Raw genomic sequence first — 13,415 nt, 5'->3', positions numbered from 1 at the left:
AAAGTGAAACAACCGATAGGTATTATTGATTCAGGAGTTGGCGGATTAACTGTTGCAAAAGAAGTGATGCGTCAGTTACCTAATGAAAATATTATTTACTTAGGAGATACAGCTCGGTGTCCATATGGTCCGAGGTCTGGGGAAGAAGTAAAAGAATTCACATGGCAAATGACCAAGTTTTTATTAGAAAAAGAAGTGAAGATGCTCATTATTGCCTGTAACACTGCGACTGCTGTGGCATTAGATGATATTAAAAATGAGCTACCAATTCCGGTCATTGGCGTTATTTTTCCTGGAGCTAGAACAGCGCTAAAAGTCACAGAAAATCATATTATTGGCATCATTGGTACAGCGGGAACAGTGAAGAGTCGTGCTTATGAACTCGCTTTAAAAGGGATCAATAATCGTACGGTCGTTCATAGCTTAGCTTGCCCTAAATTTGTCCCACTGGTAGAAAGTGGAGAGTACGAGAGTGTGTTTGCAAAGAAAATCGTTCTAGAAACGTTAGGTCCGTTAACAAATAAAGGTTTAGACACATTGATATTGGGCTGTACACATTACCCACTGCTAGAGAATTTAGTTAAACAAGTCATGGGTGAAGGTGTTAACGTGATTAGTTCCGGAGATGAAACCGCTCGAGAAGCGAGCACGATTCTTTATGATCGCGGCTTTTTAAACACGAGTGAAGAAGAGCCTCAGCACCGCTTTTTCACAACAGGTTCTGAAGCGATGTTCAAAGACATTGCCACAAAATGGTTGCATAGAGAGATAAACGATGTGGAGCGTATACAACTCGGATAATATGGAGGCACCAAATACAATCAATGAACGATCATTGATTGTATTTGGTGTTTTTTTAATGAATAGATTGCGAGAAAGAAACGGGATGCGTTATGCTTTTAAATATAAATAAATAAAAAAATGAGGTGAGGGTGGAATATGCAAACAGCAGAGGAGCATTTGCAGAAGTATTTCGGATATACAAGTTTTCGACCAGGTCAAAAAGATATTATTCAGCATTTAAATCATGGCCACAATGTACTTGGCATTTTACCAACTGGCGGTGGTAAATCACTCTCCTTTCAAATACCCGCACTTATGAATGACGGTGTGACAATCGTTATCTCCCCTTTAATTTCACTGATGAAAGACCAAGTAGATGCCCTTCTTGAAGCAGGAATTCCTGCAGCCTATATGAATAGTAGTCTTTCTTACAAGGAATATGCGGAAACAGAAGAGCGACTGTTAAGAGGGGAATATAAGCTTGTCTACATAGCTCCGGAACGTCTGGAATCAATGGAGTTTCTAACGATTATGGAGAACATTCATTTGTCAATGATTGTCTTTGATGAAGCGCATTGTATTTCTCAATGGGGACATGATTTTAGACCGAGTTATCGTTCCGTTGTGGACAGGATTTTCTCCCTTACGAATACGCCTGTGATTGCTGCATTAACAGCGACAGCAACGAAAAATGTAGAAGAAGATATTAGTCGCTTATTGCATATAGAAAAAGAGCATATTTTTGTTACGGGCTTTGCCCGAACGAACCTTTCTTTTCAAGTGTTAAAAGGAAGAGATAAGCGCAAGTATTTAGAAGCCTATGTATCCAGTAGAAAAGAAGAATCAGGTATTATCTATACTTCTAGCAGAAAACAGACGGATCAATTATATGAACATTTTCTGAAGAAAGGTTATAAAGTGGAAAGATACCATGCTGGTCTTTCTGAGGATAATCGTAAACACGCTCAGGAAAAATTTGTCCATGATCAAGTGTCGTTGATGATTGCTACCAATGCGTTCGGGATGGGGATTGATAAACCGGATGTACGTTATGTGGTGCACTATAATATGCCGCGAAACATCGAGGCTTATTATCAAGAGGCTGGAAGAGCGGGACGAGATGGGGAAGAAAGTGAATGTATTTTACTTTACTCTCCTCAAGATATTCTCCTACAAAAATTCCTTATAGAAAAGAGCGAGCTTTCAACAAGCCTTCGCGAACAAGAATATGAAAAACTAAGACAGATGACGAATTATTGTCATACAGAGAGTTGCTTGCAATCCTATATTGTCGCTTACTTTGCCAATCAGGATGTCTCAGTATGTAATAAATGTTCTAACTGTTTAGATGAAAGACAATCTGTTGACATCACGAATGAAGCGATGATGATTTTCTCGTGTATTAAACGAATGGGAGAGCGCTTTGGTGTTAAGCTAACAGCTCAAGTGTTAAAAGGATCGGCGAATAAACGGATTAAGCAATTGTCTTTTCATACACTTACGACATACGGGCTTATGAAAGAAAAAACAGAAAAGCAAATTGTTGATATGATCAATTATTTACTTGCGGAAGGCTATCTTTCCATGACAGATGGACAATATCCGACCGTTATTTTAGCAGATGAAGCGATCCCGGTTTTAAAAAGAGAAGCCCAAGTATATATGAAAATTTCTGAAGATAAAGAGATAGAAGAACGTTCGGCTGGAGAAGAAAATAGCGAGTTATTTGCTATCTTAAGGGAGTTAAGAAAAAACTTAGCACAAGAACAAGGTGTACCGCCCTATGTTGTTTTTGCTGATACGGCTTTAAAGGAAATGTGTACGTATTTCCCTGCTACGAAAGAAGCAATGCTATCGATCAAAGGTGTTGGTGAAATGAAGTATAGTAAATATGGGGAAGCTTTTCTAGAAGCGATTAAAGTTTTTACTGAGAAAAATGACATCGAGATCAAAGAGCAACACTTTGTGAAGGCACAACCTGTAAATAAAAAGGTGGCTGAAGGGACAGGAAGTCATATTCAGTCCTATGAAGCCTTTCAATTAGGTAAAACAATTTCTGAGATTGCTAAAGAGCGTTCTTTTTCACCGATAACGATTCAAAATCATATTTTTAGAGCGGTAGCAGAAGGCCATCCGATTGATTGGGACCAAGTTTTCAATGAGCAGGTAGAAGAGGAAGTACTTGTAGCTGCAGATAAAGTCGGTGTAGAAAAGTTAAGGCCAATTAAGGATGAACTCAATGATGATACAATTGATTATTTTCAAATTAAGGCTGTTTTAACGAAACATCATCTTGTTTAAACAAGCTTTGTCCAAATTTGTCTAAAAGAATAGAAGACTTTCTTTCCTAAAGGCGGTCTATTTTGTAAATAGGCTCGTATACATGTAGTACAAACTGTCTTAGGAGGGAAAGGTTATGTCTTTAAATAAAAAAGCGACCATCGCAGTGTCCGCTGTATTAGTTTCATCTGCTTTGTTATCAGGTTGTGGATTATTTGGTGGAGAGGAGAAAGAGAAAATTGACCCACCGAGTGAAATGTCCATTAATAACGAAGATGCCAATGTAGAGACAGAAGAGACAACTGGTGAGGAAAGTGGAGCTGCTGATGAGGCGGCAGAGACAACAACGATTCCAACAGAATTATACTTAATTGACAATAATGGCTATGTTGTATCACAAACATTAGATTTACCGAGTACGAATTCTGTTGCTAAACAAGCGTTAGAATATTTAGTGGTAGATGGAAAAGTAACTGAACTCTTACCAAATAATTTCCGCGCAGTGTTACCAGCTGATACAAAAATGACGGTTGATGTAAAAGATAAAGTGGCTCATGTTGATTTTTCTAAGGAATTTGCTGAGTATAATCCAGAAGATGAAGCAAGAGTCCTGCAATCAGTCACATGGACATTGACCCAATTTGATGAAATAGAACAAGTAAAATTAAGCATAAATGGGAATGCGATTAAAGAAATGCCAGTCAATGGTACACCGATTGGCGAAGAAGTAAGTCGCTCTATCGGTATCAATTATGATAACTCTGTTGTCACAGATATTACAAATACAAAACCAGTGACCGTTTATTACATGGGTGGCGAAGAAGAGGAAAAGTACTTCGTCCCAGTAACAAAACGAGTATCAAATAATGTCGACAATAATGTAATGGCAATCATTGACGAGTTAGGGGACCCTTCTTTAGGATCTAAACTTTCTGCTGTCTTGCCGAGTGAAGTCGCTTTACTAGGTGAACCGAAAGTAGAAGAGGGAACGATTACGCTTGATTTCGATGAATCGATTTTCTCAAGTGGGGAAGAAAATGTCATTAGCGAAAATGTATTAAAAGTTTTAGCGTTATCACTGACAGAACAAGCAGATGTTGAATCTGTTGCTGTGACAGTGAATGGCGAGGCTGATTTACTTGATGAAGATGGCGAAAAGCTAGAGCCTGTTTCAAGACCTGAAAGTGTGAATACTGGCAGCTATTAATTGGTATCACCATCCTTTTATAGTAGAATGAGAAGAGTGAGGAAAGGGGCCTCCTCTTCTCTTTATTTTTTATGACGAACATAAAAGGAAGGAAACGCTATATGTCTGAGATTATTATTGCCACAAAGAATAAAGGCAAAGCAGAGGAATTTAAAAAAATGTTTGCACCACTCGGTTATGAAGTGAAAACATTACATGACTATCCTGATATGCCAGATGTGGAAGAAACGGGTACGACTTTTGAAGAAAATGCCGTTTTAAAAGCAGAAGAAATTTCGCGCTTAATGAATCGACCGGTGATCGCTGATGATTCCGGATTATCAATTGATGCCCTTGAAGGACGCCCAGGAATATTTTCCGCTCGTTATGCAGGGGAAGAAAAAAATGATGAAGCGAATATAGATAAAGTACTGGAAGAAATGAAACATATACCGGAAGATAAGCGGGATGCTCGGTTTTATTGTGCATTGGCGGTAGCTATCCCTGGAAAGAAAACATATACCGTTTCAGGAACGTGTGAAGGTAAAATTCTTTATGCACGAAAAGGAACCAATGGCTTTGGCTATGATCCCATCTTTTGGGCGAATGCAAAGAACAAGGCGATGGCAGAGTTAACATCAGAAGAAAAAGCAGCCATTAGCCATAGAGGACATGCATTAAAGCAATTAGAAAAAGATCTTCCAACTATTCTTTAAGGAGGAGGATAACATGAAGTTACTCATCGTTAGTGACAGCCACGGTGATGGTGACATCCTGCAAGAACTAAAAGCACGTCACAGTCAAAATGTCGACTATATGATTCATTGTGGGGACTCTGAATTAAGTAGCGACCAAGCTGAAATGGCTGGGTATGTCGCAGTGAGAGGGAATTGCGATACCGATGCTCGCTATAAAAACGAAGAATTAATAGATACAGATAACGGCAATGTATGGATTACACATGGTCATCTGTACGGTGTGAAATCCTCATTATTAGGTTTAAGCTTAAGAGCAAAAGAAGTTGCTGCACGTATCGTTTGTTTTGGTCATTCACATCAACTAGGTGCTGAAATGGTAGATCAAATCCTTTATCTCAACCCAAATAGCATCTCGCTACCAAGGCAACCGAAAGAAAAAACATATATGCTGGTAGATTGGACAGCGCAAAAAGTGGTCGTTTCCATTTGGACGAGAGACGGCATCGAACTCCAAGAATGGCAGCAATCATTCTCATTTGCATAACAAGAGAACTGCTAGGATTACAGCAGTTCTCTTCCAATTATAAATTTATTTAAAAATGAATTGACACTTCAGTTTATCCTGCGTATAATAAATATTGTCTTGATATTAAGTCCCAGTAGCTCAGCAGGATAGAGCAACAGCCTTCTAAGCTGTCGGTCGGGAGTTCGAATCTCTCCTGGGACGCCATTAGCTACATATTTATCTACCACTAAATGGGCGTAAGCCCCGTTATATAAGCCTTCTAGGGCGTTAGTTGATACGGTCAATGATTCGGTCAACGGACGCAATAGGAGGCTTATTTTTTATGACTAAACGAAAACCATCGCTAACGGTTCGTCGGGATTTATCCGATATTTTTGACGCGCCGCCTCAAATTACAACACCTCAACGCCCGGAAGGGTTTTCGATTCAAAACGCATTAGCCGTAGTCATTCGTCAAATGGAGGCATCGGGACTCCGCGAACGGACGATCAGTGACTACGAACTTCATGTTAACCATTTTACCGAAATTACAGGCGTTACTGTTATGGAAGAATTAAACGCCGATTGTATTTATACGTGGCTATCGTCTATGAAAGTCAGTAACCAAACGAAACTTACGCGCCTAAAGTGTCTAAAAGCGTTTTTGTCTAAGTGCTTCATTAACGGTTACCTTACGCATAATTTTTGGAACAGCATAAAAATTCGAGTAGATAGTCCTGTGAAAGAGGGTGCAACCGACCGAGAAGTTAAGATACTTCTTGCGATGTTAGACTTAACAAAATTCGTCGAGCTTCGAGATGCAGCTGCGATTTTACTTATGTATCAAACGGGCATCCGTGTTGGTACACTCGCACAACTCCGAGAAGACCACGTAAAAGTCGCTAGTCGTCTGCTCATGGTGGACGGTGGCATCGTTAAAAACCACGAGTCTATTTATTTACCGATTGACGATACACTGGCCCGTCTATTGTCCGCATTGATCGAGCAGAATGCGCTTGTTAGAGAAGCCCAACGTACGAATAACGACTACTTATTTTTATCGAAAAACGGCGGTACCATCCAAACGAGTCCGAGTAATAACAATATAACGAAAAGGTTGTCTGTTTATGCAAAAGAGTACGGACTTAAGAACATCAATCCGCATGCTCTTAGACGTGGCTTTGCGAAGAATTTGCTGAAAAAGGGGGCAAACGTGGCTTTGATTTCAAAGGCGTTAGGTCATAGCGACTTAGCAATCACTACTCGTTACCTTCACTTAGACAAAGACGAAGTAGCCGAGAGTTTACGAAAGTTTTTATAGACAAAAAAATAGCGCAGGTTGCTACCAACAACCTAACGCCCTGAATAATAAACGATAGCATAAGTATATCGAAAAAAAGCGTTATAGTCAACGCTTATTCGAGCATGCTTAAAAACAGGGTTGGCGCGGAAAGGAAACCCGATGCACTATCTATCCGACTACCAAACATTCCAATCAAAGCAGCAACTAAACGAAGCTATAGCCGACCACCTCTCGGAACACTATTACGATTTGTCCGAAACTGACCGTGCTGTCCTAAACACTATCGCTTGCTATGCGGTCAAATTTGCAGGCGCTGCGCATTTAAAAGTGACGACAATCGCTGAAAGAGTAAACAAGAGTGAGAAAACTGTCCGCCGTGCAATTAATCGTCTGCAAGAGTTACGCGTCATTCGGAAGCTAGTTACGACGCGTAAAGTTACCGGAGGTCAAGGCGCTAATATTATTCAAGTGTTGCCGTTTGAGCCAAATGACCAGGCGGAAGTGTCCACGCGTGAGGATAGCATCGAGCCAGTCGTGGCAATCGTTCAGCCATCGGAAATCGAAAACGAACCATTTATTTCTTTTAAACAAAATACTGTTATAAATAATAATACGTATAGCACGCCTACGACACCTTACGTTCAGTTTAAAGAAACCGTTGATTATTATGTTAAAGACGCTAAGCTGACGAATAAACTATACGGTATTTACCGTGCGCAAACGTCATACATAAAGAATTGCCATAAAGCTAGCGAACTATTAAACTGCGGAATTGAAGCCGTCATGACTACGTTTAAAGCGACCAAACGCAAGGCTATACGAAACATTTCCGGTTATTACCATGGTGTATTAGACCGCGTGCTAGACCGATTAATGTACGCAACATTGCCGAGCTTTGCCGAAGAATTGTAGGCATTCGTTTGGTCGTGGGTGAATAGTATTATACGGAATACAACTGAGAGGGGAATGTCACCTATGAGCGATTATAAGACGGGGAATTCAGGATCACTTTACGATTACAACGGGCGCAATTCGTACGAATGCTACGACTGTAGGCAAACTTTAAGCGATAACGAAACCTACGAGGCATACGGTAAGATTTATTGTGGGTCGTGTTATCAGAATCAATAAAGTGGACTGCTATGTTTGAGTTCACGATTGCCCCGAGTTATAAAAATTTTAACGTGAATTTCCGCAGACCCGGCAGGCGTGGCTTTTCTGTCCTGCCCCCGGGGGTCTATACGTTGATAATAATTTACTCGATCAACCTCATTAGATACAGTTAATACAACCAAAAGCCTGTTATTCATAATCATAACTTAACAGTATTGACTACGTTTTGTTGATGTAGTAATATCAATGTATCGAACGTGATCAAAACTAATAATCATAAATGAGGGGTCGTTATGAAATACGGATATGCAAGGGTGTCAACGGTACATCAAGAGTTGGAATCGCAATTACAATCGTTAAAATCAGAAGGATGCGAAGTAATTTACTCGGAAAAGTTTACGGGAACAAAAACGAATCGTCCCGAATTTCGAAAGTTACTTAGCATTGTGGACGAAGGGGACACATTAGTAGTTACGAAACTAGACCGACTTGCACGTAACACACGAGAAGGGATAGAGATCATCGAGGACTTATTTGCAAAGGGCGTAAAGGTACATGTGCTTAACGTAGGGCTATTAGAGAATACGACAATGGGCCGATTCTTTTTACAAACTTTGCTCGCCGTAGCCGAAATGGAACGCAATATAATCATAGAACGTACTCAGGAAGGTAAAGCCATCGCCAAGCAACGGGATGACTTTCGGGAAGGAAGACCGCGTAAACACAGTAAGACACAAGTTGATCACGCGTTGGACTTGCTTGCAAATCACTCGTATACCGAAGTAGAACGGCTCACCGGAATCTCTAAGGCGACGTTGGTTAGACGTAATAGAGAACGGAAATCAAAGGAAGAAACAAATGCGAAATAAGTCGAAGATGAACGTATATAGACGATAGCTATCATTAAACGATCGTCTGTTTGTCGTGACCCTTGAGGTTTTTCGATGCGTGTCCGTCGTGGGTGCCTTGCCCGATGTTTACACGCTTACATATTTCGGTAGTGTGTAACGAGGTGTATATACATTTAATTCGTGATGTCGTTACCTTAACGGTAAAATACCGAGTTTCTTCTTATATGCCGTTTTAACTCGTTTATTCTTCGTGATGTCACTGTAATGAACCGTTACACAATACCGCGTTTACTCGTTTAATTTCGTTCTTTAATCTCGAGTAAGTCGCCAATTCCGATTCCTAATACTACGCACACAGCTGCGATTGAATCACGCTGATATTGGCGAGTCTCATCGTTGTACAATCGTCGGACCGTTTCGAAATTTAGCTCGGCTTTTTCAGCGAGTTGTCGTATCGACATGTCTTCCTTTTCGTCGAGAATCCGTTTAAGGTTACTTGCAACGTAAAAGTTCGATGGTTTTGTCAAGATAATTACCTCCTAATTATTTTGCCTAAATTATAGCACAGTTGTTGACTAATTAACGTAGTCGGTGTAGTATTTAATTATTGACTACGTTACGTAGTCGGAAGTAACAATCGTAAAGGGTGGTGTTGTTATGACTAAGCAAGAGTATAAACGTGAGAACGAAAGGCTACGTAGCTACTTTTTGGCAAAGGGGCTACCGAACGAAGTCGCCGAGGTTATGTCGGAGTACGAGTGGGAAGACGCTACTGTCTGCGAAATGCTTGGCGAAATCGAACGAGACGGAATGCTTGTATGGATCGGCTCCGATGGCAGGACCGAGAAATACATCAAGGTGCAAAGATAATAAGCTAAAGACCGAACTGTTGGCGCTATAAATAAACGAAAATAATACGCCCGATCTAACGTAGTTTTGGCGAACTGCGATCTAGGTCGGGTTATTTGCGTCTTAATGGTCCATGAACGTCTAGAAAATTGGCTCATATAAGTGTAAGGAATTTTGTCCCACGGACGGAGGTGAAATTGGTTCATATAAATATAAGGGATTTTGTCCCACGGACGACAACTTTTTGGTCTATTAGTAAATGTACGGAGACAAATCTAGAAACCGTGGTCCAAAAACGCTGAGAAAATTGTTATTAGAAAGTAGAGGTGGAGAAATGTCCCACGAACGGCAAAAAAATTGTTATTAGAATATAGATGCGATAAAAATTTGGTCCACAAACGGAAACTTTCGGTCTATTAGTAAGTGTACAGCAAAAAATCTAACAGAATTAAAGGAGGTAGTATAAGTGAAACGCAAGGTTATTCTATCGCTACACATTGCGAATGAGCTGCTAGAGCAGGGCTTCCGTATCATTGAGTTACGCCCGTCTAGGACAGTACGTGGAAATGCCGTATTCATATTCGAAGCTACTAACGAGTTCCACCGTGTACTAAACGATATATCTAAGCGTGATGACGTTCGACTGTAATCTGTCGGTAGCCACGCAAATAATAAACAGGGGGAATATAACGATGACCAATGAACAACAACGCAAGGTTTTGCCAAGCGACAAACAACAATTATTAGACGTGGAGGGATACGAAGTGTTTAACCGAGAACTTATGCGAAAAGTGTTTCCGAGAATCGTAGCAGAGGTTCGGGCAATTAAGCCTAAAACAAAAGTAGGCGATATTATTCCGTTCTACTTCGCAATCATGTCATATATTGATGGCAACAAATATCGGGCGGATGGATCGATTAATGCCAGATTCGGCTATGCCTTTCCGAGTCAAGAACGTATATACGAAATGACCGGAATTGACCGTAAAAGGCACAAGCGGCTAACGGAAATTTTAAAAGCCAACGGAATCCTAACCGATGTACGCGACCACTATGAGGGAACTAAGAGATTCCTATGGTATAAGCCGTCATTCAGTCCGAGAATTTCCGAGGATGGGTACTTAGTTAACGATGATGGCGAGAAGATAGTACCGGATTACAGCGTAATTCTTAGGTAGGATGCCTGTTGTTCCTTTTAAGTCAGTTCTCATTGTTCCATTATCGGTACTTTGAACTGTTACTATTAAGGTACAGTAAAAATAACAAACGTAAAATAGCAATATATAAAATAGCAACAAAACATTACATGCGAAAACATTACATGCGTATTCAAAAGCATACTCGTTCGCTCACGCTCACTCGGCATAACCTTACTTCGTAAGAACATGCAAAGTAATATACCGAAGGTTAATCTAACCGAATATTAAGGTGGAACGAAAATTATGACCACAACCATCAAATTCGGTGGTGACGTATCTAACGAGTTATCCGATGACTTAGTCGTAATAACATCGGAAATAAACGCTTATCAACGTGTAGCAGGCGAAGCTATATTCGAAATTGGTAAACGGCTCAAGCACGTTAAGGAAAACGGCTTGGCACGCGGGGGGTTCGGTAAGTGGCTTGAAAGCGTCAGTATACAGAGGCAGGCGCAGAGATTGATGAAGGTGCAGAGGAGTTTGGATCAAATACGACCACGTGGTCGGAGTTACCTTTCCGAGCCTTATATGAAGTAGCAACACTTATGCGTAAGTTACTCGAGTTGTGGACTAAAAACGAAATCTAAAGCAAGGAAGACGGGTGAGAATGTTAACAAAATAAACCAAAATCGGAGGCGGTTTAGTTGAAAACATACGTAAAGGAAGTGCAGGCGGTTATTGACATAGGATTACCGGAGACAGAAACGATGAAGCTATTCGACGCTATTGTCGATAAGTTCCTAGAATATGTCGGGGGTGTCGAGTCTAAGCAGTTCCATGAACGAGTGCTAAAGTTACGCAGGGAAGAACGGCGGGTTTACCGGCAAATAATTGACGAGGCACTCATCTGGGAAGGTTACTGTAATATAACGTGGCGAGAGGTTAAGTTCGAGCCTACTAGGGTCAAACGGTGTGAAGTTTGTCAATCGTGGTTTTATACAACGGCTCGTAATGGTAAATCCTTGACTTGCGAGAGATTCGGGGTGTATCGTCGTTTCAATTTGACCACTCGAGAATACTACTACATCGAGCGGAGCGGACGGAAACTATCGGAGTGTGCCGTGAAATATGGATTATTAAAGTGTCCGTCTAGTCGACAGGTTGCCGAGGTGTCTTTCGATTTGCAGCCCGATGAAAGTGATATTCCGAATGCTATGTTACTTCAAGATGTTGAACAAGCAAACCAACGTAACTTAATGCCGTATGCTATGGAATGGATTCATTGGCAACGTTTTAAATCTTAGCGAAAAAATTCTGATTGGAATCACAAAACTACGTAAACAAATCACCTATTCTCTCTACTTATAGAGGGGTTCGCAAACAAGCCAGCGGTTTTACGAACAACCCTTATTTTTAGGGGTTTATATAACATTTTGTAGAAAGGAAGAAAGATATGGACGCTAAGGTGTTTACTGCGCTGCGCAAACTCAACGGGCTATCTCAGATTGAGGTTGCGGAACTGCTCGGGGTATCCCGTGCGTTGATTGCGATTATAGAAACGGAACGTCAACCTATTAGTCACAGATTAGAACAGAGAGTTAAGGAAGTATTTGGTGTTCAACAAATCAGCGTTATTCAGTTAACATTGCATGCCATTAACAATGGCTCAGCCAAGCGGGTGATACTGCATGACGCAGTTTTATAAATCTGGAAGGGGTGTAGTTAAAACGTTGCTTAACGATGAAACCTACGTTGACATCGTACTTGTTTATGATGAGGATATGCACCCGTGTGCCGGTTTGTTTGTAAAGCGGGGTGATTACCTTTGAATAAGTTACAACGGTTAGCTGAGAGACAATGTGCTAACTACGATAAAGAAATGTGCCTACCGATAGATGCTCCGTGTGTCTTATCGGCGGGCTGTTTGCGCTGTCCTTATTTTGAGCGTTCGGTATTACCGGCTGAACAGAAATTAGAACGTGATTATTGGCAGGCGCGAGGAACTGTATATGAAAACACTGTAATTTGTAAACGTTGTGGATTGGCTTATACCCGAAAAAGTAATGCTCAAAAATATTGCGAAGAATGTAGAGGAGACGTTACAAAACGGCAAAAGCGTGAGCAGAACAGACGCTACTATAACAGGCACCGAGATTAAGGGTCAATTAAGGATCAATTGGAGCGTATAAGTACCGATTTTATCGTGTATACAGGCGATTTTAGAGGTTGGATAATTGACCGAGACTTATATGTCTAAAACATGGTTTTTGAATTCGAATGACACTGAATAATAGGGGGAAACGGTAATGGAAAAGAAACGTAGAAAACGCAAGCTGAAACGTGGCAAACGAATGGCAACTGCGATTGGTGACTTACCCGCAATATGCAATCCGGAATTTAGGGGGCTTTTCAGATGTCGATAGTAAACGTAAAACTCGAGCATAAGCATGCACGTAAATCCTACGAAGACCGTGACCTATACGAGAAGTCGTCGGATATCCTCGCGTTCAACATGTACGATCAAGAGTGGGAAACGCTTCAAAAAGAAGGTCTAGCGCGTTTGTTCGGCGGTGAAGTTGAATTTTATTGGAGGAGGGATGAGTATGATTCGAGGTGAAGTCGTTGAGTCAGTTGATGACATGAGCGGTAAAGTTCTAACGGGATATTAAACAAAAGGGAAACAAGGTGGAACTCGTAATCAGGTCGAG

17 protein-coding genes and 1 tRNA gene are annotated in these 13,415 nt (G+C 40.9%); 17 read left to right on the top strand and 1 reads right to left on the bottom strand.

What is annotated here, in order from left to right:
- Positions 1–3 precede the first annotated feature (3 nt).
- The 10 genes from racE (at position 4) to MHH73_RS16285 (ending at position 8,737) form a co-directional block, all read left to right on the top strand.
- Positions 4–801 carry a glutamate racemase gene (gene racE, locus MHH73_RS16325; RefSeq protein ID WP_191810124.1) on the top strand — a complete coding sequence of 266 codons (798 nt, stop codon included), beginning with the start codon at positions 4–6 and terminating at the stop codon, positions 799–801.
- Between the two features lie 138 nt (positions 802–939).
- A complete protein-coding gene (gene recQ / locus MHH73_RS16320; protein ID WP_341068138.1) occupies positions 940–3,084 on the top strand; it encodes a DNA helicase RecQ in 2,145 nt (714 codons plus the stop codon).
- A gap of 115 nt (positions 3,085–3,199) precedes the next feature.
- Positions 3,200–4,270, top strand: coding sequence for a GerMN domain-containing protein (locus MHH73_RS16315; RefSeq protein ID WP_341068135.1), 1,071 nt, complete (start codon positions 3,200–3,202; stop codon positions 4,268–4,270).
- 101 nt (positions 4,271–4,371) lie between these two features.
- The gene (locus MHH73_RS16310; protein WP_341068133.1) at positions 4,372–4,965 is read left to right on the top strand and encodes an XTP/dITP diphosphatase; all 594 of its coding nucleotides are present in this window, start codon (positions 4,372–4,374) and stop codon (positions 4,963–4,965) included.
- Between the two features lie 13 nt (positions 4,966–4,978).
- Positions 4,979–5,491, top strand: a complete 513-nt coding sequence (locus MHH73_RS16305) for a metallophosphoesterase (RefSeq protein WP_341068132.1) — start codon at positions 4,979–4,981, stop codon at positions 5,489–5,491.
- A gap of 109 nt (positions 5,492–5,600) precedes the next feature.
- Positions 5,601–5,677, top strand: a tRNA-Arg gene (locus MHH73_RS16300).
- A 118-nt stretch (positions 5,678–5,795) separates the two neighbouring features.
- On the top strand, positions 5,796–6,773 hold the full coding sequence (locus MHH73_RS16295) for a tyrosine-type recombinase/integrase (RefSeq protein WP_341068129.1): 978 nt from the start codon (positions 5,796–5,798) through the stop codon (positions 6,771–6,773).
- Positions 6,774–6,914: 141 nt separating this feature from the next.
- The gene (locus tag MHH73_RS16290; RefSeq protein WP_341068126.1) at positions 6,915–7,667 is read left to right on the top strand and encodes a helix-turn-helix domain-containing protein; all 753 of its coding nucleotides are present in this window, start codon (positions 6,915–6,917) and stop codon (positions 7,665–7,667) included.
- A 54-nt stretch (positions 7,668–7,721) separates the two neighbouring features.
- Positions 7,722–7,886, top strand: a complete 165-nt coding sequence (locus MHH73_RS22505) for an LIM domain-containing protein (protein WP_445662527.1) — start codon at positions 7,722–7,724, stop codon at positions 7,884–7,886.
- A gap of 275 nt (positions 7,887–8,161) precedes the next feature.
- On the top strand, positions 8,162–8,737 hold the full coding sequence (locus MHH73_RS16285) for a recombinase family protein (RefSeq protein WP_341068123.1): 576 nt from the start codon (positions 8,162–8,164) through the stop codon (positions 8,735–8,737).
- 278 nt (positions 8,738–9,015) lie between these two features.
- On the opposite strand, the gene MHH73_RS16280 is transcribed toward MHH73_RS16285, so the two are convergent.
- Positions 9,016–9,246 (bottom strand): helix-turn-helix domain-containing protein, encoded by a 231-nt coding sequence (locus MHH73_RS16280; protein WP_341068120.1) that lies wholly within the window; start codon positions 9,244–9,246, stop codon positions 9,016–9,018.
- A gap of 130 nt (positions 9,247–9,376) precedes the next feature.
- Here MHH73_RS16280 and MHH73_RS16275 point away from each other — a divergent pair, with 130 nt between their 5' ends.
- The 7 genes from MHH73_RS16275 (at position 9,377) to MHH73_RS16250 (ending at position 13,324) form a co-directional block, all read left to right on the top strand.
- Positions 9,377–9,589 carry a hypothetical protein gene (locus MHH73_RS16275; RefSeq protein ID WP_341068118.1) on the top strand — a complete coding sequence of 71 codons (213 nt, stop codon included), beginning with the start codon at positions 9,377–9,379 and terminating at the stop codon, positions 9,587–9,589.
- 671 nt (positions 9,590–10,260) lie between these two features.
- Positions 10,261–10,746, top strand: a complete 486-nt coding sequence (locus MHH73_RS16270) for a hypothetical protein (RefSeq protein WP_341068115.1) — start codon at positions 10,261–10,263, stop codon at positions 10,744–10,746.
- Positions 10,747–11,010: 264 nt separating this feature from the next.
- A complete protein-coding gene (locus MHH73_RS16265) occupies positions 11,011–11,304 on the top strand; it encodes a DUF3102 domain-containing protein (protein ID WP_341068113.1) in 294 nt (97 codons plus the stop codon).
- A 584-nt stretch (positions 11,305–11,888) separates the two neighbouring features.
- Positions 11,889–12,011, top strand: coding sequence for a hypothetical protein (locus tag MHH73_RS16260; protein ID WP_341068110.1), 123 nt, complete (start codon positions 11,889–11,891; stop codon positions 12,009–12,011).
- Positions 12,012–12,160: 149 nt separating this feature from the next.
- Positions 12,161–12,412 carry a helix-turn-helix transcriptional regulator gene (locus tag MHH73_RS16255; RefSeq protein ID WP_341068106.1) on the top strand — a complete coding sequence of 84 codons (252 nt, stop codon included), beginning with the start codon at positions 12,161–12,163 and terminating at the stop codon, positions 12,410–12,412.
- Positions 12,413–12,532: 120 nt separating this feature from the next.
- Positions 12,533–12,865 (top strand): cysteine-rich VLP protein, encoded by a 333-nt coding sequence (locus tag MHH73_RS22500; RefSeq protein WP_445662526.1) that lies wholly within the window; start codon positions 12,533–12,535, stop codon positions 12,863–12,865.
- Positions 12,866–13,120: 255 nt separating this feature from the next.
- The gene (locus MHH73_RS16250) at positions 13,121–13,324 is read left to right on the top strand and encodes a hypothetical protein (RefSeq protein ID WP_341068103.1); all 204 of its coding nucleotides are present in this window, start codon (positions 13,121–13,123) and stop codon (positions 13,322–13,324) included.
- Positions 13,325–13,415: the final 91 nt, after the last annotated feature.

It is taken from the genome of Cytobacillus sp. FSL K6-0265 (assembly GCF_038003465.1).
Classification (GTDB): Bacteria; Bacillota; Bacilli; order Bacillales; family Cytobacillaceae; genus Cytobacillus; species Cytobacillus stercorigallinarum.
Note: the sequence above shows the minus strand (reverse complement) of the source record. Positions and strands in the feature narration are given on the sequence as shown.

Bases quoted from the DNA above. Each gene is read 5' to 3' on its own strand.
- MHH73_RS16310 (WP_341068133.1), top strand. From the start codon at position 4,372: ATGTCTGAGATTATTATTGCCACAAAGAATAAAGGCAAAGCAGAGGAA.
- MHH73_RS16305 (WP_341068132.1), top strand. From the start codon at position 4,979: ATGAAGTTACTCATCGTTAGTGACAGCCACGGTGATGGTGACATCCTG.
- MHH73_RS16250 (WP_341068103.1), top strand. From the start codon at position 13,121: ATGTCGATAGTAAACGTAAAACTCGAGCATAAGCATGCACGTAAATCC.
- MHH73_RS16255 (WP_341068106.1), top strand. From the start codon at position 12,161: ATGGACGCTAAGGTGTTTACTGCGCTGCGCAAACTCAACGGGCTATCT.
- recQ (WP_341068138.1), top strand. From the start codon at position 940: ATGCAAACAGCAGAGGAGCATTTGCAGAAGTATTTCGGATATACAAGT.
- MHH73_RS16295 (WP_341068129.1), top strand. From the start codon at position 5,796: ATGACTAAACGAAAACCATCGCTAACGGTTCGTCGGGATTTATCCGAT.
- MHH73_RS16265 (WP_341068113.1), top strand. From the start codon at position 11,011: ATGACCACAACCATCAAATTCGGTGGTGACGTATCTAACGAGTTATCC.
- MHH73_RS16285 (WP_341068123.1), top strand. From the start codon at position 8,162: ATGAAATACGGATATGCAAGGGTGTCAACGGTACATCAAGAGTTGGAA.
- MHH73_RS16290 (WP_341068126.1), top strand. From the start codon at position 6,915: ATGCACTATCTATCCGACTACCAAACATTCCAATCAAAGCAGCAACTA.
- MHH73_RS16315 (WP_341068135.1), top strand. From the start codon at position 3,200: ATGTCTTTAAATAAAAAAGCGACCATCGCAGTGTCCGCTGTATTAGTT.
- MHH73_RS16275 (WP_341068118.1), top strand. From the start codon at position 9,377: ATGACTAAGCAAGAGTATAAACGTGAGAACGAAAGGCTACGTAGCTAC.
- MHH73_RS16270 (WP_341068115.1), top strand. From the start codon at position 10,261: ATGACCAATGAACAACAACGCAAGGTTTTGCCAAGCGACAAACAACAA.
- MHH73_RS22505 (WP_445662527.1), top strand. From the start codon at position 7,722: ATGTCACCTATGAGCGATTATAAGACGGGGAATTCAGGATCACTTTAC.